The organism is Lactobacillus bombicola, assembly GCF_900112665.1.
Lineage (GTDB): Bacteria > Bacillota > Bacilli > Lactobacillales > Lactobacillaceae > Lactobacillus > Lactobacillus bombicola.
The window spans coordinates 289,557-312,031 of record NZ_FOMN01000001.1 but is presented as its reverse complement, the minus strand read 5'-3'; the positions used below and the strand labels follow the sequence as shown (position 1 = coordinate 312,031).

The window sequence follows — 22,475 nt, the reverse complement described above, 5'->3', positions numbered from 1 at the left end:
GGATGACTAGAACAAGAATTTATGAAATTGCAAAAGAGTTAGGCATCGAGAATAAAGTTGTGGTTAATAAAGCGAAAGAACTCGGTTTCAATGTAAAGAATCATATGTCATCACTGGAAGATTCAGAAGTGAATCAGATAAAGGGTAGTTTTCAAAACCCCGCTCCCACTAAAAAGGAAGAGAAATCCGCTTCGAAAAGTAGTAAAATCAAAGTTTCTGTAACTTCAATTCGTAAAAACGAAAAAAAGGTTGATGAAAAAAAGACTACTAAAAAGCGGAATACTAATCGTGTAAATGATCAGGCGCATCGTGATCAAGTAAACAAAAAACAAAAGATTAAAACAAATCATAATGAAAAAACGTCTAAGCCGGTAGCACAAGACTTGCTTAAGCAGTTAAAGCAAAAACAGCGAGTTGAAGAAAATTCATTAAATCAGCAAACAAAACAGGTTAGTCGACATGATTTTGAAAAGTCAAATGAAGAAAAGCCAACTAAAAAAATAGAAGAAGTGAAAAAAATAAGTTCAAATGAAAAGCAAACTGTTAAAAAAGTAGCAGTTACTCCTAAGACAGTCGGTCCTAAAATAATTAAGCCTTCGCCAGCAAGAATGAAACAAAATCAGGCGTCATCTTCGGTTAATAAGCATCGAGTTATTGAAGATAATACCACGATAGAGCCTGTAAAAGATGAGAATCGGCGTGGTAATGGTCATACTCGCAATTCTGGTAAGCCTGGTCGTAAGGGAAAAAATCAAAATTATGCTGGCAATAATTTTTCAAAGCATCAAGAAAAGCGCAAAAATAAGGGTAAAAAGCGGCAATTTGAACAATTACCTAAAAAACAACCAACTCAACGCAAAGAGCGCCCATTGCCAGAAACTTTAGTTTATGAAGTTGGGATGAATGCTCAAGATTTGGGTAAATTATTGCATCGTGAACCAGCAGAAATTGTTAAAAAATTATTTATGCTTGGAGTGATGACCAATCAAAATCAATCATTAGATAAAGATGCAATTGAGTTAATTGCGGCTGAATATGGGATTAACGCTGAAGAAAAAATTCATGAAGATATTTCCGACATTGATACTCTTTATGAAAAACAAATGGAAGCTTCGCAAAATTCGAAATTACAAGTTAAACGCCCACCAGTCGTTACAATTATGGGACACGTTGATCACGGTAAGACAACTTTATTAGATCGCTTACGCCATACACAAGTTTCAGCACATGAAGCTGGTGGTATTACTCAAAAAATTGGAGCTTATCAAGTAAAAATAGATAATAAGCCAATAACATTTTTGGATACTCCAGGTCATGCGGCATTTTCAAATATGCGTGAACGTGGTGCAGAAATAACAGATATTGTTGTTTTAGTTGTTGCAGCTGACGATGGAGTAATGCCACAAACTATTGAAGCAATTGATCATGCTAAAAGTGCAAAAGTGCCAATAATTGTTGCAATTAACAAAATGGATGTGCCAGGTGCTAACCCGGAACATGTTACCGAACAATTAATGAAATATAATTTAATACCAGAAGATTATGGTGGAGATACCATTTATGTTCAAATATCTGCTAAAACTGGTGAAAATGTTGATGAGCTTTTGCAAATGATTTTACTCCAAGCTGATTTAATGGAACTAAAGGCTGATCCTAAGCAAAAGGCGATTGGTACAGTAATCGAAGCTCGGTTATCTCGGGGACGTGGTCCAGTTGCTGATTTATTAATTCAGCAAGGTACGTTGCATACTGGAGATCCGATTGTTGTGGGGAATCGTTTTGGACGCGTTCGGGTAATGACCAATGATCGTGGACGTCAAGTTGAAAAAGCTACTCCATCGATGCCAGTTGAAATTACTGGGCTAAATGATGTGCCAGAATCTGCTGATAAGATAGTTGTCTTTGATGATGAAAAGACAGCACGTAGTGTCGGCGAACAGAGGGCGCAACAAGCATTACAGCAATCCAGGGAAAATGTACAACATGTAACCCTTGATAATCTTTTCGATACAATGAAGAAAGAGAATATGAAAGAAGTTGGTGTTGTCTTAAAAGCTGATGTTCAAGGATCTGTTGAAGCTTTACAACAATCATTTGAAAAAATTGACGTTGAGGGTGTCCGGGTTAATATTATTCACGCTGGTGTTGGTGCAGTTAATGAATCCGATGTAACATTAGCTGCCGCATCGAACGCATTTATTATTGGTTTTAATGTTCGTCCGACTGTAACCGCTAAGTCGCAGGCGGAAACAGATGGCGGAGTCGACATACGTTTATATAGTGTTATTTATAAAGCAATTGATGATGTTAAAGCCGCTATGCAAGGAATGCTTGAGCCAACATATGAAGATAAAGTTGTTGGGAATTTGACCGTGCGTGAAACATGGAAAGTTTCTAAAGTCGGCACTATTGCTGGAGCTTTTGTTGATTCAGGCTATATCTCACGTGATGCGGATGTTAATTTGATACGTAATGGTGTTGTAATCTATACTGGTAAAGTTGGTTCATTAAAACGGTTTAAAGATGATACCAAAATTGTTAAGCAGGGCTTTGACTGTGGTTTAACAATCGAAGGTTATAATGACATTAAAATTGGCGATGAGCTGGAAGCAGTTGAACAACAGGAAGTTAAGCCACAAAAATAGTGTGATTAGGAGCAAAGTATGAAACATAGAATTGGTCGTGTTGAAGGCGAAATTCTGCGTGAATTAACTAAAATTTTACGAAAAGATATACGTGATGCACGTGTTAAAGATGTAACGATTACAGCAGTTGAATGTACCAATGATTTGTCTTATGCTACTGTTTATTACAGCATTCTTTCTGAAAATCCAAAAAAGGAAGAAGAAACGGCTATTGGTTTAGAAAAAGCTAAGGGAATGATGCGTCATCTCTTAGGACAAATTTTAACTGTTTATAAAGTTCCAGAATTAATTTTTAAACGGGATAATTCAGTTAAATATGGTAGTAAGATTGATCGTTTAATTGCAGAAGTAAAAAAGCAAGATGCAGATCGCAATAATTAAGAAAAGCGCTGGTTAGCGCTTTTTTAGTAGGTAGGGAAATGATTAACGGAATATTAGTAATTGATAAAGAAAAGGGTATGACGAGTGCAGATGTTGTTTACCATTTGCGTAAAGTACTGCATATTAAAAAAATTGGCCATGCGGGAACTTTAGACCCTGATGTAACTGGAGTTTTACCAATTGCAATTGGACAAGCAACAAAATTGATTGAATTAATGCATCAAAAAAATAAAAAATATTGTGGTGCAGGCCTGTTAGGTTATGCCACGGATAGTTATGACACATCTGGTAAAGTGCTCGAAACTAAGCGTTTAACAACGAAAATTAGTAAAGATACTCTGCAAACAAGGATGCAAGAGTTTATTGGAAAAATAGAACAGGTTCCACCAATTTACTCAGCTGTACGTTTAAATGGCAGGCACCTCTATGAATATGCACGCGAAGGTATTGAGGTTGAACGACCAAAGCGATTAGTTAAAATTTTTGCATACAACGCGGTTGATGAGCCTCAATTTGACTTAGAAAAGGGACAAGAAACTTTTAATTTTGAAATTGAATGTAGTAAAGGCACATATGTGCGTTCACTTGTCAATGACCTAGGCGAAAATATAGGTGTTCCGGCAGTAATGCAAACCTTACGAAGGACAGCAAGCTCAGGCTTTAATCTCAGTCAAGCTGTTAAACTAGATGAAATTATTAGCAATCCAGCTATAGCTAAAAAAGCAATACAACCAATCGAAGTATTTTTCAAAGATTATCAGACAATTGACTTGAACGAAAATCAATGGCTAAAGGTAAAAAATGGGGCAGCAATTGCTTTGAAAACGAATGCAAAAAAAGTTGCATTAAGGTACAATAATAAAGTTAAGGCGATTTATCAAGCCAGAGGTACAATGTACCGTCCTGAATTAATGCTTTTGCAAAATAATTAGATGAAATGAAGGTTCAACAGTGCAAATTATTCATTTATCTTATCCAGTTAAAAAGAATATTGTCCCGGGTAAAATTGTATTGGCTCTCGGCTTTTTTGATGGTGTTCATCGTGGACATCAGCAGTTAATAAAGGTTGCAAAGAACACTGCCAATAGTAAGGGCTTACCCTTAGTGCTAATGACATTTGATCGGCATCCTAAGGAGGTCTATCAAAACCAAGTAGTGAGTTATATTGATACCCTAGATGAAAAGATATATAAAATGCGGCAGCTTGGAGTAGATTATTTGTTGGTGATGCATTTTAATGAGCAATTTAGCAAAGTAAGTGCCCAAGAATTTGTAGATAATATTATTGTTAAACTTAATACTGAGACTGTTGTTGCTGGTTTTGATTATACCTATGGACCTAAAAATATTGCCAATATGCAGAATTTACCCAAATTTGCGCAAAACAGATTTGAGCTTATTACGGTTCCGGAACAAACATACAATGGCCAAAAAATTGGCTCAACAGAGATTAAAAGAGCTATTAAAAATGGGAAAATGGACTTAGTTAAAGACTTACTTGGCACATCTTATGTCATGTCCGGTTATATTGGGCATGGACTACGTAATGGTCACAAGTTGGGCTTTCCAACTGCTAATTTAGTTTGGGATGAGAATAAGGTGATTCCTAAAGTTGGCGTTTATGCTACAAGGACAATGATTAATGGTAAGTGGTATGAATCAATGACTAGTGTAGGCTATAATGTAACAATTAACAGTGCCCAAAAAATATATATTGAATCTAACTTATTTGGTTTTAGTGAAGAGGCTTATGACCAAAAGATAATAATTAAATGGTATAAGTATACACGTGGCGAAATAAAGTTTGCTAATTTAAATCAACTAAAAGAGCAAATGAAACAGGATAAATTAAAGATTACAGACTATTTTGAGCGGTACAGGTAAGTTGAAATTGTTGCAAAAATTTATTTCAAAATAATTAGCACTCAGCTTGACATTCTGCTAAATACTAGTATCATAATAATTGTTAGCACAAAGCAAATAAGAGTGCTAAAAGTGAGGGCGATATTTATGTTGACCGAACGTCAAGAATTAATTTTAAAAACAATTATTAATAATTTTACACAGACACATGATCCTGTCGGTTCAAAAACTGTAATGAACCAACTGCCAATTAAAGTTTCCAGTGCAACTATTCGTAATGAAATGGCTCTTTTAGAAGACAAGGGCTTAATTGAAAAAACTCATTTATCTAGTGGCCGTTTACCATCAACTGAAGGCTATCGGTACTATTTAGATAATTTAGTTGAGCCATTACGTTTGCCAGCATCAGTATATGATAGAATTATGCTACAATTTAGCCAGCCATTTCATCAAGTTAATGAAATTGTTCAAGAGGCGGCCAAGATTTTATCTAATTTGACTAATTATACTGCTTTTGCTGAAGGACCAGAGAGTAATTCTTTAACTATTACTGGTTTTCGAATTGTTCCATTAGTGAATAGGCAAGTTATGGCTATTTTGGTTACCAGTGATGGGAATGTTCACAGTCAAGTTTATCGTTTACCCTATAATATTGGTGGCGATGAAGTTGAAAAAGCTGTGCGAATGCTAAACGATGAATTGGTAGGTAAGACTTTAAACGAAATAAACCCGAGTTCATTAAGTCAAGATTTAAGTGAAAAATTTGGTCTTCATCATATCACTGAATTAATTGAATTGGTTGAAGATGTGGTTAAAGAGGCTACTAGTGAGCAAATGTATGTTGACGGGCAGCTAAACCTTTTAAATAACAGTTCACTAAGCGATGCTTCAAGTTTGAAATCGCTCTATGAATTACTGGGTCATGAAGATATAGTTTCGAATTTAATGACTAATGTAATGAACTCAAGTGATAGTCACTCACCCATAAGAGTTAGTTTAGGTTCGGAATTATCTAATGATTTATTGAAGGATTATAGTCTTCTTACTGCAGAGTACAGTGTAGGGTCATATGGTAAGGGTATTATTGCTTTACTTGGTCCTAATAATATGCCATATTCGCAAGTGATTGGCCTACTAGAATATTTTAGAAATGAATTAGCTAAAAAGCTACTGGAATATTATGGTAGATTTAAATAAAGGGGGTTAACTGTGAGTAAAGAAAAACAGACTAATGAAAAAGATTTTATAGAAAATCAACCGGCAACGGATGAAACGAAAGATTTTGAAGCTCAAGTAGATGATCAACAAGCATCTGAATCTGAAAAAGATAAAATCAAATCAGAGTTAACTAGGGTGCAGGAACAAAATAAAGATTTAGAAGATAAATACTTACGTAGTCAAGCAGAAATGCAAAATATGCAAAATCGTTATAATAATGAACGTGCACAATTGATTAAGTATGAATCTCAGTCTTTAGCTAAAGATATTTTACCGGCAATGGATAATTTAGAAAGAGCTTTAGCAATTGAAGTAGATGATGAAGCTTCAAAGCAGCTTAAAAAGGGTGTTCAAATGACTCTTGACTCCTTGATTAAAGCGATGAAAGATCATGGAATTAGTGAAATCGATGCTGAAGGTGTAGAATTTGATCCAAACTTACATCAGGCAGTTCAAACGGTTACTGCTGAAAATAATGAGCAGAAGAATTATATCGTTCAGGTTTTACAAAAGGGATATTTATATAAGGATCGCACATTAAGACCAGCAATGGTTGTTGTTGCACAATAATTGAAAGGAAGTTTTATTAATGTCAAAAGTTATCGGTATTGATCTTGGAACAACTAACTCTGCAGTTGCAGTTCTTGAAGGTAAGGAACCAAAAATTATTACTAATCCAGAAGGTAACAGAACTACTCCTTCAGTAGTTGCCTTTAAGGATGGTGAAATTCAAGTTGGTGAAGTAGCTAAACGGCAAGCAATTACTAATCCTAATACTATTTCTTCAATTAAGCGTCACATTGGTGAGGCTGGTTATAAAGTCAAAATTGGGGATAAGGCCTATACACCACAAGAAATTTCTGCAATGATTTTACAATATATTAAGAAATTTTCAGAAGACTATTTAGGTGAGAAGGTTACTGAAGCAGTTATTACGGTTCCAGCTTACTTTAATGATGCTCAACGTCAAGCTACTAAAGATGCTGGTAAGATTGCTGGTTTAGAAGTAAAACGGATTATTAACGAACCAACTGCTTCATCACTTGCTTATGGTTTGGATAAAGATGCTGAAGATGAAAAAGTTTTAGTATATGACCTTGGTGGTGGAACTTTCGATGTTTCTGTTTTGCAACTAGGTGATGGTGTTTTTCAGGTATTGTCCACTAATGGTGATACACGTCTTGGTGGTGATGACTTTGATAATAAGATTATTGACTGGCTTGTTAAAGGCTTTAAAGATGAAAATGGCGTGGACTTATCAACTGATAAGATGGCACTACAGAGATTAAAAGATGCTGCTGAAAAAGCTAAGAAAGATCTATCTGGTGTATCTTCAACTCACATTTCACTTCCATTTATTTCTGCTGGTGAAGCCGGTCCATTACACTTAGAAGCTGATTTGACTCGTGCTAAGTTTGATGAATTAACGGCTGATCTTGTTGATCGAACTAAGATTCCATTTGATAATGCACTAAAAGATGCAGACTTAACTGTTAATGATATTGATAAGGTTATTTTAAATGGTGGATCGACTAGAATTCCAGCGGTTCAAGAAGCAGTTAAGAAGTGGTCTGGCAAAGAACCTGACCACTCAATCAATCCTGATGAAGCTGTTGCCTTAGGTGCTGCTATTCAAGGTGGTGTTATTTCAGGTGATGTTAAGGATGTCGTTTTACTCGATGTTACTCCACTTTCACTTGGTATTGAAACCATGGGTGGTGTCTTCACTAAATTAATTGAAAAGAATACCACAATTCCAACGTCTAAGAGTCAAATCTTTTCAACTGCTGCTGATAATCAACCTGCTGTTGATGTCCACGTTTTGCAAGGTGAACGTCCAATGGCTGCTGATGATAAGACCTTGGGTCGTTTTGAACTGACTGATATTCCTGCCGCACCTCGTGGTGTTCCACAAATTCAAGTAACCTTTGATATCGATAAGAATGGAATTGTAAATGTTTCGGCTAAAGATATGGGTACCGGTAAAGAACAAAAGATTACCATTAAGAGTTCATCTGGTTTATCCGATGAAGAAATTCAAAAGATGCAAAAAGAAGCTGAAGAGCATGCCGAAGAAGATAAAAAGAAGAAAGAAGAAGTTGACTTACGCAATGAAGTTGACCAATTAATTTTCTCAACTGAAAAGACTTTGGGTGAAGTTAAGGATAAAGTTTCTGAAGACGATATTAAGAAGGTTCAAGATGCGCTTGATGAATTGAAGCAGGCACAAAAGGACAATAACTTGGAAGAAATGAAGACTAAGAAAGATGCACTATCAAAAGTTGCTCAAGATTTAGCGGTTAAGTTATACCAAGCTAATGGTGGAGCTCAAGGACAACCTGGTGCTGAAGCTGATGGTCAAAATGGCAATGCAGGTGATGGTTCAGCTAGTGATGGCGAATTTCATAAAGTAGACCCTGACAAGTAATGGGTTTATAATTGAATAAATTAGAAAAGAACTGCCATGAAAGTAGTTCTTTTCTTTTGGAAAGTAAGGAGCTTTTAGATGGCACAAGAAGATTATTATAGTGTGCTAGGTGTTGATCGAAATGCCAGTGATAAAGAAATTAATTCTGCTTATCGTAAATTAGCTAAGAAATACCATCCTGATATCAATCATGAACCAGGTGCAGAGGAAAAATACAAAAAAATAAATGAAGCTTATGAAGTTCTTCATGACCCACAAAAGAAGAGTCAGTACGATCAATTTGGTGCAGCTGGTGTGAATGGCCAAGCTGGCTTTGGTGGTGCAGGTCAAGGCTACGGTGACTTTAGTGGTTTTGGTGATTTTGGTGATATTTTTAACGATTTCTTTGGTGGCGCTTCTAGTGGACAGCGACGAGCAGATCCGACTGCACCAACACGCGGCGAAGATTTAGACTATACTCTAACTATTGATTTCATGGATTCTATTACTGGTAAAAAAACGCAAGTTTCATATACTCGTAGTGAAATTTGTGGGACATGTAAGGGAAGTGGTGCTGAAAAGGGTACCCATCCAATTACTTGTGACAAATGTAATGGAACTGGCTATATGACAGTTACGCAGAAGTCAATGATTGGGATGATTCGACGACAAACGGTTTGTGACAAATGTAATGGACGAGGGATTATTATTGAACATCCTTGTGGTACGTGTCATGGAAATGGTGTTGTAGATGGTAAAAACACTATAGAAGTTAATATTCCAGCCGGAATTGACAATGGTCAGCAGTTACGCTATGAAGGTCAAGGTGAAGCTGGTAAAAACGGTGGGCCTTATGGTGACTTATATATTTCATATCGGATAAAACCGTCCAAGGACTTTAAGCGTGAAGGGAATACAATTTATACAACGGTGCCAATTTCATTTGCTCAGGCTACTCTTGGGGATGAAATTACAGTTAAAACTGTTCATGGGGAGCAAAAATTAAAAATTCCTGCTGGTACCCAGCCTAATAAAAAATTCACATTAAGAGGTGAGGGAGTTCCATATTTACGTGGTAATGCACGTGGTGATCAAGTAACAACAGTTGAAGTACAGATTCCTAAGACCATTAACGAAAAACAAAGAGCAGCCTTGGTTGACTTTGTTAAGGCTGGCGGGGGATCCATTAATCCACAAGAAAAAGGTTTCTTTGAAAGATTAAAAGAAAAACTGCAATAATTAAGAAAACGCAATTTAGTTATTGCGTTTTTTTATTCTGCTAAACAGTCAATGAAAATCACAGCATTTAAAAATTCCTGCTAGATAATTAATTTAATTGATTTTAGTAGTAATAATTACTTAAAAGTTAATGTTAAGACTTTATTCTGAAACATAGGTCTAACTTGCAGTTATTTTTTCAATATGGGGGTATGGTATAATTGTCTTACACAGAAAGAAGAAAGTAGTCTTCACAATAATATAGTAAATAATTATTAATCTGAAAGTAATTAAGAAATAAAAATTGCATCAATCAGCATTAAAACGTTGATTGGTCAATGACAGAAAAAATAAAAGGATGCAAATGATTTATGGATCTAACAAAATTAGAAGATTATCAAAAACATATTCGCAACTTTTCAATTGTTGCTCATATTGATCATGGTAAATCAACGATTGCTGATCGAATTTTAGAGTTAACCGATACGGTTTCAGAGCGGCAGTTAAAGAATCAAATGCTAGATGATATGCCACTTGAGCGTCAACGAGGAATTACAATTAAAATGAACTCAGTTGAAATTAAATATCATGCTCAAAATGGTGAAGATTATATTTTTCATCTTATTGATACACCAGGTCATGTTGATTTTTCTTATGAAGTTTCAAGGTCACTAGCTGCTTGTGAAGGAGCGCTTTTGGTCGTTGATGCTTCTCAAGGTGTACAGGCACAAACCTTAGCCAATACATATTTAGCTATTGATGATGATTTAGAAATTTTACCGGTTATTAATAAAATTGATTTACCATCAGCAAATCCCGAGCAAGCAAAAGAAGAGATTACCGAGATGTTAGGATTAGATGCGTCTAATGCGGCTGAAGTTTCAGGTAAAACTGGGCAAGGTATTGGTGATTTATTAGAAAGAATTGTACAAGATATTCCTGCTCCGGATGGTGATTTAGAGGCACCACTTAAGGCTTTGATTTTTGATTCAAAATATGACGACTATCGTGGGGTCGTCTTATCAATTAGAGTCGAAGATGGAATGGTTAAACCTGGTGACCATATTAAAATCATGAACACGGGAAAAGAGTATGAAGTAACTGAGGTTGGTGTTTCTAGTCCGCATCCCGTGAAAAAAGATCTTTTAATTGCTGGAGATGTTGGCTATCTAACAGCTAATATTAAGTCAGTTCGTGAAACTGGGGTGGGAGATACAATTACTTCAAGCGAAAATGCGACAGCTGAACCACTTCCTGGCTATCGTCAAATCCCACCAATGGTTTATTCGGGTATGTATCCAGTTGATAACTCAAAATATGACGATTTGAAAGAGGCACTTCAAAAATTACAATTAAATGATGCTGCACTGGAATTTGAACCAGAAACTTCTACTGCATTAGGATTTGGTTTTCGTTGTGGCTTTTTAGGTCTATTGCATATGGATGTGGTTCAAGAAAGATTAGAGCAAGAATTTAATTTAGATCTAATTATGACAGCCCCTTCAGTCGATTATCATGCAATTATGAACGATGGCTCTACAAAAGTGATTGACAATCCATCTGATTTGCCTTCAGCTGGAGAATATCGTGAAGTTCAAGAACCTTATGTTAAAGCAGAAGTAATGGTACCAAATGACTTTGTAGGTCCGGTAATGGAACTTTGTCAACGTAAACGCGGTGAATTTGTTACAATGGATTATTTAGATAAATACCGGGTTAATGTAATTTATAATATGCCTTTAGCCGAAATAATCTATGATTTCTTTGATGATTTAAAATCGTCTACTAAAGGATACGCATCACTAGACTACGAAATTACTGGCTATCGTGCAACCGATTTAGTCAAGATTGATATTTTGCTAAATAAACAAGTTATCGATGCCTTGAGTTTTATTGCTCATCGCGATGAATCACAAAATAGAGCAAGACAAATGACTTCAATGCTAAAGAAGCTGATTCCAAGGCAAAACTTTGAAGTTGATATTCAAGGAGCAATTGGAGCAAAAATAATTTCGCGAGCAACAATTAAGCCGTATCGTAAAGATGTTACTTGGAAAATTCATACAGGTGACCCTGATCGTCGGGCAAAGTTACTTGAAAAACAAAAACGTGGTAAAAAGAGAATGAAGGCTGTTGGACAAGTTGAAGTTCCCCAAGATGCGTTTATGGCAGTTCTAAGAATGAATGACGATGATTTAAACTCAAAATAAATTTTAACAAGATATTTTAATTCCAAAGATTTAATATGGTACTGTGACAATTTTTAAGTTCCAGCATCGCAATATTTAACTTTGGAATTTTACTATTTTAGAGAAGGCATAATTAAGTAAATGATAAAGTGGAAAGAGCGCACTAGTAAAGAATTAGCTCCTGAATTAGTTGAAAAATATCAGCTAAAACCCATTGCTGCAAAATTGTTTGCATTACGTAATCTAAATACAGTAGAGAAATTAGAATATTGGTTAAATGCTACCGAGGAAGATTTAGCTGATCCTAATTTAATGCATGATATGGCTAAAGCAGTCGCACGTATTAATTTAGCTATTGAGCATAATGAAAAAATAACTATTTATGGCGATTATGATGCAGATGGAATAACAGCTACTGCTATTATGATGGAAACACTGGAAATTTTAGGGGCTGATGTGCACTATTTTATTCCTAATCGTTTTGAAGATGGTTATGGGCCCAATTTAGCGGCATATAAGAAAATAGTTGCTAATGGGACTAATTTAATTATTACCGTTGACAATGGTATTACTGGAGTAGAAGAAGTAGCTTATGCCAAGTACAAGGGTGTTGATACCATAATTACGGATCATCACAAAATGCAAGAAAATGTACCTGATTGTTATGCCCTAGTGCACTGCAACTATCCGGGACAAAAATATCCGTTTGATGATTATTGTGGTGCGGGAGTTGCTTATACAATTTGTCGTGAATTGATGCAAGATCCGATGCCTGAATTATTAGAGCTTGCGATGATTGGCACAATTGGTGACATGGTGAAAGTTTCAGGTGAGGGGCACATTGTTGTCAAACGTGGTTTAGAAGTACTAAATCAAACCGATAGACCTGGGCTGAAGGCACTAATTAAAAATTCAGGATTGCAAAGTGGTCAAATTGATGAGAATGATGTTGGCTTTAATATTACTCCCAGATTAAATGCAGTGGGAAGACTCGATAATGCTAGTTTGGCAGTTGAACTATTGTTGTGTGAAAGTGAAGCTGAAGCGCAAAAAATAGCTGATAAGATTGAAAACCTTAATGAACAGCGTAAAGATTTAACAGCTAAAGTATATAAGGCATGCTTACAGCAAGTTAAAGTCAATAATTGGCAATCAAGGGAAACACTTGTTATCTATTCTGCTGACTTTCACGAAGGTGTCTTAGGACTGGTGGCTAATAAAATTGCCGAAGAGTTACATAAGCCAACAATTATTTTAACTAAAAATAGAGCAGGAATTATCAAAGGTTCAGGGCGTTCAGTTGCAAATTTTAATATTTTTAATGCGTTAGATAGCTTAAAACAAAATTTATTTCTTAAATTTGGTGGTCATGACTTTGCTTGTGGGCTATCAATGGAAGAAAGCAAAATTGCTACCCTTAGAACCGAATTTGAAGCTAGTTACGATATTCATGAAAGTACAGTAGTTAAGTATTATGATTTTGAATTACCATTTACGCATCTTTCTCTTGATATTATGCACCAAATTAATCAAGTTGGACCCTATGGAACTGACAATGTAAAGCCAATTTTCAGTATTTCTAATTTAGAAATCAGCAGTTGCTTTTTTATGGGTAAGGATAAGAACCATATTAAATTAACATTAAGCCAAAAAAATAATAAATTAGAGGTAGTGGGCTTTAATAAAAAATACATAACTAAAGGTTTATTACCATATATAAACCAATTGTTTATCCAACTTGGTGAAAATAATTATCGTAATCAAGTTAAATTACAGGGAATAATCGAGGGAATTGTTTTTTCAGCACCTAAATTTTTGTTTTCAACTCCAGTAATTGATTTGCGTCAAGAAAAGCATATAATGGGCTTTGCTGATCGCTATCTTTTATTTGACAAGCAAAACTTAGAAGTGGCAAATAATAGTTTTGATATTGATTCTAAAAAAATCACCCTAATTGATGAATATGATAATGACAGTGATCGTGAAGTTGTGGTCTTTCTCGATACACCTCATAATCAGGTTGAATTGGATCAAGCCTTGAGTAAAAATTATAAACAGCTTTATTTACGCTTTCTGCTAGATCAATTACCAATTAAATTAATGCCGGCAAAGAAATATTTTGAAGTACTTCTTAAATATGTATACCAGCATCCAGGATTAGAAATTAATGAATATCGACAGGTGGCACCATTTTTAGGTATTGATTATCAGAATATACTATTTATTATGCGTGTTTTTTATGAATTAAAATTTATTACAATTAAGCAAAATAAAATTTGGGGTATTAAAAATCCAGAAAAAAAAGCCTTGACTGCTTCAAAGTATTTTTGTGCTATTCAATCACAGCTTAATTTTATTCAACAATTACGACAAATGCCAAGTGAAAAGTTGCTAATGTATGTTAATCAGCAATTAAAGAACAATAATTAATAGCATTTAATGCTTTTAAGATAAAAGTCTGGTAGAATAGATAAGTCAAATAAGCTGTAGCAAGCAATTGAATTTGGAGGTTTTTTTCTTCTTATGGCAAACGTTTTTGAAGATCATATTGCAAGTGTCAAGGATTTCCCGAATAAAGGAATTACTTTCCGCGACATTACACCCATCTTGCAAGATGGGAAGTTATTTCGAGAAGCTACTCACCAATTGGCGGAATACGCTAAAAGTAGAGCGGCTGATGTAATTGTAGGCCCTGAGGCACGCGGTTTTATTGTTGGCTGTCCAGTAGCAACTGAATTGGGCTTAGGTTTTGTTCCCGCCAGAAAGCCACAGAAACTACCACGTGAAGTTGAGCGCGCATCCTATGATTTAGAATATGGTTCCAATATTTTGGAAATGCATAAAGATGCAATTAAACCCGGACAACGAGTAGTCATCTGTGATGATTTGCTTGCTACGGCTGGAACTTTAAGAGCATGTAAGGAACTTGTTGAAGAACTAGGTGGCGAACTAGTAGGAGCTGCTTTTTATATTGAACTACCTGATTTAAAGGGTAAAGAGAAGTTGCCAGGCTTAGATGTCTTTTCTCTTGTTCAGTATCACGGAGCTTAAGAACAATAAAAAAGGCTTGATGCACAAGTGTATCAAGCCTTTTATTTATAGGACTCTGGTATTTAAAAGTAGGGATCAACTTAATTTTCTTAAACAGAACGTAATCATCGCAAACTTTTTTTAATTTTAGGACGAAATCTTTTTACAAATAGTGTTCAAGTATTTATAATGGGACGGTATCTCAAAAAAGGAGCATAATAATTTGAAATTAAGAAAAGCAACCATGGCCGATTTTGACCAAATTATGACGATTTTGAAAGATGGCGCTAACCAGTTAGCTGAAAGAGGAGTTGATCAATGGCAAGGAGATTATCCTTCTAAAGCTCAAATTAAAGAGGATATTGAACATGGTTCAGCATACCTAGCTTCTTCAGCAGATAGTGAAACAATTGGGGCAATTTCTATTGTAAACGCTCCTGATCATGCTTACGATAAGTTAGTTGGCCAGTGGTTATGTAATACTGATAAATATGTAGTTATTCATCGAGTAGCAATCCATTCAAATTATGCAGGGAAGGGCTATGCAACAGAATTATTAAGTTCTGTTATTAATTATATTCTCGATAATAGAACAGATATTGATTCAATTCGCATTGATACTCACGAAGATAATAAGGCAATGCAACATTTAATTAATAAGATGGGCTTTACTCGAGTAGGTACTTTGCATGGTGTATATAGACCAAATGAAACATCTTATGTGTATGAATTAAAGAGTAATAATTAATAAAAGGTTCCGTTAACTTTGGGAATCTTTTTTAATTTATTGTTGTTTTTTTAGCTAGTTTTGTAGTATATTTAAATAAACTGTTTAAACAATAACTACTAAAATACAAATTATATATTGATTTATTGCAAAAAATAAAACAGTTAAAGCTTATTAAATTAAAACCGTATAACTCGATAAAATCAACAATTTTAAGGGGGTGGTTAGAGGGTCATTGATATATTATGATTTATGTTAATGATTCAAATTTTAAATAAACTAATTAAATTTCCTGATTAATTAAATATTTTTTCCTATTTTTAATTTTTATAACCAAACACATATACAAACACATATACAAACATATTTTATTAGGCGAGGATAGTCAGGAACGCCTGATAATCTTTAAAAGCTGAGTACGTCAAAATGGCGTGCTCAGCTTTTTTAATTATTAAAGAGGCAACAAGAAGCAGCTCATATTTGAGAGACAATAAAAATCGCTCCCAAACTTATCACAAGAGATATTTGGAGCGATCTACTTCAGTTTTAGTTATTTATTTTTCATAATTGGTTGATAAAATAAATCAATTAAGATTGCTGCTATTAAACTAATAAAAATAGTAATTAGCAAATTTATCCAATTAATCTGAGTCATCGCAATTCCGCTTAGTGCAAGCACAATTGTTAGAATAATATCTCCCATTTGCGTTAATCCAACGGCTTTAGAAGGATAGTCTTGCCAAAAGTAATGCTTTGTCCGAGTTATTAAAATAATAAACATTGCACTTAAAACTAGATATACATAGACCATAGTTGAAATAGTACCATGACTAAAGTTATGGTTATTTAAGTACCAAATACCTGCTATGCCAATTAGGGTCCAGCCGAATGCTAGTGAAAAAGCAATTTTAGCTAACTTAGCCATATCCCAATTTTCTGGTCGGTAAGTGATGTGGGTGCGATCAGTACCAATCATCATTGTAACCATGTTATTCATAATGGTATAAATAACCATTGCATTTAAGGCCATAGGGATATAATCGAAAAATAAATAGCCAAAAGTAAGTAGCATAGTGAGTTGAGCAGTTCTAGCTAATTTTGTTAACGACCAGGTAGTCATTCGCTGATATACCCGATGTCCAGCGTCTAGAATTTTAACAATGGATGTTAAGCCATCATCAAGAAGAACCATCTTACTGGATCGTTTGGCAACGTCGGCTGCATTTGAAACAGCGATTCCAACTTCGGCTTGTTTTAATGCAGGGGAATCATTGACACCATCCCCAGTCATTCCTACAATATAACCTTTTTCTTGAAAAAATTTGACCATTCGTAATTTATCTTCTGGTAACACGTCAGCAATTCCAGCAAGATGTTGAATATCAGTTTGATCATTAAAATCATGAATAGAAATAACTTTTCCGCTTAGGTTAACTTGTTTTGCAACAGCCTGAGCGGTTTTTTGGTTATCACCAGTTAGCATAATTGGCAGAACACCACGTTTTTTAAGTTCAGCTAGAGCAGCTTTTGAGTCAGATCTTACTTTATCTTCTAAAATAAATACTCCCGCTAAAATATCATCAATTAACACAGCAACTGATCGTCCTGAACTAAAATCAATATCTTTAACTTTGGTTAGGGCAGTTGAATCAATTAAAGATAATTGCTTGAATGACCCTAATTTAACATTATGGTTATCAACATTGGCCATTGAATAGCCTCTTGCAGAGGTAAAAGGAGTAAAGTCCTTACTAGTTTTAATCTGTAAGTTGCAGTTGGAAATATAATCGGTAATCGCAGTATCAATAATTTTTTTATTTCTTTGATCAATGGCGGCAGAAGCAAGTTCTAATACCGTATCATTGCTCATCTCACTAAAATTAGTCCATTGAGAAACAGCTGTTTTATTTTCGGTAATTGTTCCAGTTTTATCTAATAAAATTAAATTTAAATTAGCTGCATCTTGAATACCGGTTAAATCAGATGTCAAAACCCCCTCTTTGCTTAATCTAGTAGCTTCAAAGGAATTGGAGAGGGCAAAGGTTGAAGGCATCGCAACAGGTATGGAGGCAATAAACATCATTGCCAAAAATGGTAGCATATCAATTAAATTCTTTAAATCACCACCTTTAAAGAAGGAAGCAATCACGATTACTAAAGTTAAAATTCCATCAAGGATACAGAGATAATAAATAATTTTAGTTAATAGTTGTTGCAAGTGACCTGGAGCAGCTGAATTATTAATTAAATTAATGGTTTTCCCAGAACGTGAATTTGCCCCAGTTGCGGTTACACGAGCTAGGGAACTTCCTTCGGTTACAGTTGTACCCGCAAAGGCGATATCTGTAATGTTCTTTTTTACGGTTTTTGCTTCACCCGTAATAGAACTTTCATCAAAAGAAACTGGGCTATCAAGTATTTGAACATCTGCCGCTAGCACATCGCCAGATTGGATACTAATCAAATCGCCTGGAACTAAATATTTGGAATCAATAGTTTTCCAAATTCCATCGCGTTGAACTGATACCAGCGGGGTTAATTTATGAGAAATAGTGTTTAAAACACGGCGAGACTGCTTTTTCTTTGAAGCACCATTCCAAGCAGCAAATAGTAACATTAATAAAACGAAAAAAGATTGGATCCATTTACCTAAAAGACACTCAAGAAGTAAGGCAGCTTCTAAAATCCAGGCGGATAGATTCCATAATTTAGCTAAAAATTCTTTAAAAAAGTTAAATTGAGGTTCGGGTACTTCGTTTAACCCATTTTTTGTTAGTAATTCATCTGCTTCGGCTTGACTTAAGCTAGCAATTTTTTCAGACATAATTTTCCTTCCTTAACAAGTAATTCTTTATTTAAGTTAGCATAAATATGCCCCGTTTTCTAGCAAATAAAACGGAATGGTTTTACTTACAACAAATAGGGCACAAAAAAAGCTTGCTTATAAGCAAGCTTTTTTATGATAAGACTAATTAGTCCTTGTTAACGTTATGTGGGAAAGTAGCTAAACGTTCACCTGCACCAAGTTCTTCTTCGATTTCAAGTAAACGGTTGTACTTCTCAACACGTTCTGAACGAGCTGGAGCACCAGTCTTCAATTGACCACCATTAATTGCAACAGCGAAGTCAGCAATGAAAGTATCACCAGTTTCACCTGAACGGTGAGAAATCATGGTGTTGTAACCATTCTTACGTGAAAGACGAATAGTTTCCAAAGTTTCAGTAACAGTACCAATTTGATTCAACTTAATTAATGATGCATTACCAGCACCTTCCTTAATAGCTTTAGCTAAAAGTTGAGGATTAGTACAAATGAAGTCATCTAAAACGATTTGAATTCTGTCTTTGTGAGTTTGAGTAAACTTAATCATTCCTTCAACATCATTTTCATCGTATGGATCTTCAATTGAAATTAATTCAGGGAATTCATCAAGTAACTTGTCGTAGTATTCAGCTAATTGATCGTCGTCAAAGACTTTACCTTCAAAGTGGTACTTACCATCTTCTTTGTTGTAGAAGTATGAAGCAGCACAGTCACAAGCAATTGCAATATCTTCACCAGGCTTGTAACCGGCCTTAACAATAGCATCGTGTAAAGCTTGCAAAGCTTCTTCAGAGTTCTTCATGTTAGGAGCGAAACCACCTTCGTCACCAAGACCAGTTTCGTAACCCATGTCTTCAAGAACCTTCTTTAATGTGTGGTAAGTGTTAACAATCTTTTCAAAACCGTCACGGAATGAAGTCTTTTTAACTGGGGTAATCATGAATTCTTGAACATCGATACCGTTGTCAGCGTGTTCTCCACCGTTAATAACGTTGTGGAAAGTTTGAGGCATTTCAAGGTCAGTTCCACCAAGGTAACGGTATAAAGGTTGATGAGTATCTTTAGCAGCAGCAGCAGCAGTAGCCATTGATACACCCAAAATTGCATTAGCACCAAGCTTAGCCTTGTTAGGGGTACCATCTAATTCAATCATAACACGGTCAATATTTGCTTGATCGTGAGGATCTAAACCCTTTAAAGCTTCGGCAATCTTAGTATTAACGTTTTCAACGGCTTTGGCAACACCTTTACCGCCAACACGATTATCACCATCACGCAATTCAACAGCTTCGTTTTCACCTGTTGAAGCACCAGATGGAACTTCGGCCTTGCCTACAACACCATTTGAAAGCGTAACAAATGCCTCAACAGTTGGATTACCACGTGAATCATAGATTTCCAGTGCATGAACATTTTCAATGACTGATTTTAACATCTAAAAACCTCCTAAATAATAAATGCTGTACTAATTAGTACATACATTAGTGGAGCAGAGCTCCAAGTCTACATGACAAATTTTAGCCTAAGTTTGTGATTATGTAAACATTTGTAACCGTTTTCTAGTATTAAAAATTTTATAAGCATTTATTCGCTTTTTTAGTCGATTTGCATTATTATTTAACTATACAATCTTAACTTTGATTGGTTTATTTTTAATAAGGATATTCAATAAATGGAAGAAGTAAAATTAATAATCGATTCTAGTGCTAATGAAAAGATAAGTGAAAGACTGACAGTCGTTCCTTTAACAATATCAATTTCAGGTAAAGACTTTATAGATGATCAACATTTAAATATGGCTGATTTTCTTGATTCAATGGCGAAAAATACCGAAGAGGGAAGGACATCTTGTCCAAGTATCGATGAGTGGCTTAAAGCCATAGAAGGTAGTAGCCGAGCAATTATGTTAACAATTACTAGTGGACTTAGTGGTAGTTTTTCTTCAGCTTATCAAGCAAAGCAGATATATGAAAAAGATAATCCTAATAGTCGGGTCATCGTTATTGATTCTAGAACTGCTGGACCAGAGGTTTCAATGATTCAACGTGAAATTGAACGCTTGGTTGATGATCAAACTAGGTTTGTAGATATAGAACAAAAAATTTCGGAATACAAAACGCATACACACTTATTGTTTGTGCTACAATCCCTACATAATTTAGCTTTAAACGGTCGTGTAAGTATGGCAGTAGCTAAAGTAGCTAAAATGTTAAAAATCAATCTTGTTGGGACAGCTAGTGAGCAAGGGAAATTGGAACCAATTGCTAAAGTACGTGGTATGAAGCGTTCTTTAAATGAAATATTAAAATTGATGAATGAAATGAACTATCAAGGTGGGCGAGTAATCATTGATCAGTGTAATAATGAAAAAGATGCGCAAGTACTTAAAGAAAAAATTCTCATATCATATCCGCAAGCAGAAATAATAATTCGACCAATGCATGGTCTGTGTACTTTTTACGCAGAAGCCGGTAGTTTAATGGTTGGTTTCGATGAGCGGTAATTTTTAAATAGCGAAAAGCAGTTCAACATAGCGATGTGATAGCGATGTGAACTGCTTTTTTGGTAATTATTTTATTACACTTTAAAAAAATGACGGTTAAGATACATTGATAGTAATTTTGGCGATTAGTAAAAGACCAATTTGAGTAAAACCTTAAGAAGTAAGCCATAAATCGTATCCGATACTATGAAATATGTCTTATGCTATTTAGCTAAGATAGTATTATTGTTCTAATAATTTGGTATTTATAAAAAAGCAAGAAAAATTTGCTGTGATAAGGTAAAACAGAAGACAGCTAAAGAAGTTGCACCAATAACGTCTGAAGGATAGTGGGCTTTCAAACTAATCCTTGATATCACTACCATTATCCAAATGACAGCTAGTGTAATTATTAACCCATTACCAAATTTTGTTCCAAAAATTTCCCAAATAATTAAGATCATACTAGTAGTTCCTAAGACATGACCACTAGGAAAACTATAACCGTCTTCAAGACTGGAGTGCATGAGTGGACGCTTGCGGTGCATCCACTTTTTTAATAGCAGCCCACTTAAATCGGTAAAACCAAGAGTAAATAAAACCCAAAGTGCGGCTAAATTCTTTTCTTCATTAATTAGGAAACTAGCCAAAAAAATATCCCAAACTACTAAGAGTTTTGGATCATTGATGAAAGTAATTATTTGCCAGCTAAAACCATCATGTTGCCCAACTAATTTGTGATGGAGCCAATGGTCAAACAGATTAAATCGACGTGAGTTTCTAACATTAAAAATAAGTAGTACCAGTATTAGAGCGGACATAATTGCAACCCAGATGTTTAAATACAAGATAAATCCCTACCTATCAAACTTTAACTTTATTTGACTGTATTTTAACAGTTACCGAGGTTTCAATATACTTTAAAGTACACTCTTGAGTAAAAATTAAGAAAATTGCTAGTTATAAATTTTTTTTGTCATTAACTTGTTATTGGTTTAGTTAGAATTATAAACAATTAATTTTAAAAATTTAGTCAAATGTAATTGAATATTCCTAGGAAAAAATATTTCTACATGACTTAATAAATCAAGCTCTAATGCATGTCTTAGAAACTTAGCTTGAAAAAATGCCAACTTTGATTATAAGATATTATAATCTTAAAAGTCTAAATAGGAGAAATTAGAGGATGAAAAAACAAGAAACAGTTTTACTGAATTACTCTAACTTGTTTTTGTTTAGTTTTGTGAAAGTACGATTTTTTAGATTATTTAGTTAACTTTTTTTAAAATAATATTAATTTAAGAGAGGAATTAATTATGAAAAATGCAACAAAAAAAATACAATTTTATTTGCTAAAAAATGCGGATTTAATTGAAATACGCGGAGGCAAACATTCTGAAACAAATTTATTAAATAAATACATACATAAATACATGGGTTTTTTCAGAAGTATCAAAGACTAAAGAAATTAAAGCTAAGGGGTTTTTATTA

17 protein-coding genes are annotated in these 22,475 nt (G+C 34.7%); 14 read left to right on the top strand and 3 right to left on the bottom strand.

The window, feature by feature from the left end:
* Positions 1-2: 2 nt before the first annotated feature.
* From infB to BM203_RS01425, 12 genes are all read left to right on the top strand, one after another.
* Positions 3-2,645 (top strand): translation initiation factor IF-2, encoded by a 2,643-nt coding sequence (gene infB / locus BM203_RS01480; protein WP_090092183.1) that lies wholly within the window; start codon positions 3-5, stop codon positions 2,643-2,645.
* A gap of 18 nt (positions 2,646-2,663) precedes the next feature.
* Positions 2,664-3,026: a ribosome-binding factor A gene (locus tag BM203_RS01475; RefSeq protein ID WP_090092181.1), complete on the top strand. Its 363-nt coding sequence runs from the start codon at positions 2,664-2,666 to the stop codon at positions 3,024-3,026.
* 38 nt (positions 3,027-3,064) lie between these two features.
* Positions 3,065-3,958, top strand: coding sequence for a tRNA pseudouridine(55) synthase TruB (gene truB / locus BM203_RS01470; protein ID WP_090092179.1), 894 nt, complete (start codon positions 3,065-3,067; stop codon positions 3,956-3,958).
* A gap of 19 nt (positions 3,959-3,977) precedes the next feature.
* Entirely contained in the window at positions 3,978-4,910 is a 933-nt protein-coding gene (gene ribF / locus BM203_RS01465) for a riboflavin biosynthesis protein RibF (protein ID WP_090092178.1), read from the top strand.
* A gap of 126 nt (positions 4,911-5,036) precedes the next feature.
* Positions 5,037-6,086, top strand: a complete 1,050-nt coding sequence (gene hrcA / locus BM203_RS01460) for a heat-inducible transcriptional repressor HrcA (protein WP_090092177.1) — start codon at positions 5,037-5,039, stop codon at positions 6,084-6,086.
* Between the two features lie 12 nt (positions 6,087-6,098).
* Positions 6,099-6,677, top strand: a complete 579-nt coding sequence (gene grpE / locus BM203_RS01455; protein ID WP_090092175.1) for a nucleotide exchange factor GrpE — start codon at positions 6,099-6,101, stop codon at positions 6,675-6,677.
* A 19-nt stretch (positions 6,678-6,696) separates the two neighbouring features.
* Entirely contained in the window at positions 6,697-8,535 is a 1,839-nt protein-coding gene (dnaK, locus tag BM203_RS01450) for a molecular chaperone DnaK (RefSeq protein ID WP_090092174.1), read from the top strand.
* Between the two features lie 78 nt (positions 8,536-8,613).
* On the top strand, positions 8,614-9,753 hold the full coding sequence (gene dnaJ, locus BM203_RS01445; protein WP_090092172.1) for a molecular chaperone DnaJ: 1,140 nt from the start codon (positions 8,614-8,616) through the stop codon (positions 9,751-9,753).
* 350 nt (positions 9,754-10,103) lie between these two features.
* Positions 10,104-11,942 (top strand): translation elongation factor 4, encoded by a 1,839-nt coding sequence (lepA, locus tag BM203_RS01440; protein WP_090092171.1) that lies wholly within the window; start codon positions 10,104-10,106, stop codon positions 11,940-11,942.
* 123 nt (positions 11,943-12,065) lie between these two features.
* Positions 12,066-14,351: a single-stranded-DNA-specific exonuclease RecJ gene (gene recJ, locus BM203_RS01435; RefSeq protein ID WP_090092246.1), complete on the top strand. Its 2,286-nt coding sequence runs from the start codon at positions 12,066-12,068 to the stop codon at positions 14,349-14,351.
* A gap of 93 nt (positions 14,352-14,444) precedes the next feature.
* Positions 14,445-14,972 carry an adenine phosphoribosyltransferase gene (locus BM203_RS01430; protein ID WP_090092169.1) on the top strand — a complete coding sequence of 176 codons (528 nt, stop codon included), beginning with the start codon at positions 14,445-14,447 and terminating at the stop codon, positions 14,970-14,972.
* A gap of 202 nt (positions 14,973-15,174) precedes the next feature.
* Positions 15,175-15,699, top strand: coding sequence for a GNAT family N-acetyltransferase (locus tag BM203_RS01425; protein ID WP_090092168.1), 525 nt, complete (start codon positions 15,175-15,177; stop codon positions 15,697-15,699).
* Positions 15,700-16,228: 529 nt separating this feature from the next.
* On the opposite strand, the gene BM203_RS01420 is transcribed toward BM203_RS01425, so the two are convergent.
* Positions 16,229-18,502, bottom strand: coding sequence for an HAD-IC family P-type ATPase (locus BM203_RS01420; RefSeq protein WP_090092166.1), 2,274 nt, complete (start codon positions 18,500-18,502; stop codon positions 16,229-16,231).
* A 148-nt stretch (positions 18,503-18,650) separates the two neighbouring features.
* Positions 18,651-19,937: a phosphopyruvate hydratase gene (gene eno, locus BM203_RS01415; RefSeq protein WP_090092165.1), complete on the bottom strand. Its 1,287-nt coding sequence runs from the start codon at positions 19,935-19,937 to the stop codon at positions 18,651-18,653.
* A gap of 237 nt (positions 19,938-20,174) precedes the next feature.
* Here eno and BM203_RS01410 point away from each other — a divergent pair, with 237 nt between their 5' ends.
* On the top strand, positions 20,175-21,005 hold the full coding sequence (locus BM203_RS01410) for a DegV family protein (protein WP_090092162.1): 831 nt from the start codon (positions 20,175-20,177) through the stop codon (positions 21,003-21,005).
* Between the two features lie 245 nt (positions 21,006-21,250).
* On the opposite strand, the gene BM203_RS01405 is transcribed toward BM203_RS01410, so the two are convergent.
* Entirely contained in the window at positions 21,251-21,805 is a 555-nt protein-coding gene (locus tag BM203_RS01405) for a phosphatase PAP2 family protein (protein WP_090092245.1), read from the bottom strand.
* A gap of 495 nt (positions 21,806-22,300) precedes the next feature.
* Between BM203_RS01405 and BM203_RS08405 the strand changes: the two genes are divergently transcribed.
* Complete coding sequence (locus BM203_RS08405; RefSeq protein ID WP_159428278.1) at positions 22,301-22,447, top strand: hypothetical protein; 147 nt, start codon at positions 22,301-22,303, stop codon at positions 22,445-22,447.
* The last annotated feature ends 28 nt before the right edge of the window (positions 22,448-22,475 follow it).

Excerpts from the sequence above, each read along its gene's own strand:
- infB (WP_090092183.1), top strand. The coding sequence starts at position 3 with ATGACTAGAACAAGAATTTATGAAATTGCAAAAGAGTTAGGCATCGAG.
- BM203_RS01475 (WP_090092181.1), top strand. The coding sequence starts at position 2,664 with ATGAAACATAGAATTGGTCGTGTTGAAGGCGAAATTCTGCGTGAATTA.
- truB (WP_090092179.1), top strand. The coding sequence starts at position 3,065 with ATGATTAACGGAATATTAGTAATTGATAAAGAAAAGGGTATGACGAGT.
- hrcA (WP_090092177.1), top strand. The coding sequence starts at position 5,037 with ATGTTGACCGAACGTCAAGAATTAATTTTAAAAACAATTATTAATAAT.
- dnaK (WP_090092174.1), top strand. The coding sequence starts at position 6,697 with ATGTCAAAAGTTATCGGTATTGATCTTGGAACAACTAACTCTGCAGTT.
- dnaJ (WP_090092172.1), top strand. The coding sequence starts at position 8,614 with ATGGCACAAGAAGATTATTATAGTGTGCTAGGTGTTGATCGAAATGCC.
- lepA (WP_090092171.1), top strand. The coding sequence starts at position 10,104 with ATGGATCTAACAAAATTAGAAGATTATCAAAAACATATTCGCAACTTT.
- BM203_RS01430 (WP_090092169.1), top strand. The coding sequence starts at position 14,445 with ATGGCAAACGTTTTTGAAGATCATATTGCAAGTGTCAAGGATTTCCCG.
- BM203_RS01420 (WP_090092166.1), bottom strand. The coding sequence starts at position 18,502 with ATGTCTGAAAAAATTGCTAGCTTAAGTCAAGCCGAAGCAGATGAATTA.
- eno (WP_090092165.1), bottom strand. The coding sequence starts at position 19,937 with ATGTTAAAATCAGTCATTGAAAATGTTCATGCACTGGAAATCTATGAT.
- BM203_RS01410 (WP_090092162.1), top strand. The coding sequence starts at position 20,175 with ATGGAAGAAGTAAAATTAATAATCGATTCTAGTGCTAATGAAAAGATA.
- BM203_RS01405 (WP_090092245.1), bottom strand. The coding sequence starts at position 21,805 with ATGTCCGCTCTAATACTGGTACTACTTATTTTTAATGTTAGAAACTCA.
- BM203_RS08405 (WP_159428278.1), top strand. The coding sequence starts at position 22,301 with ATGAAAAATGCAACAAAAAAAATACAATTTTATTTGCTAAAAAATGCG.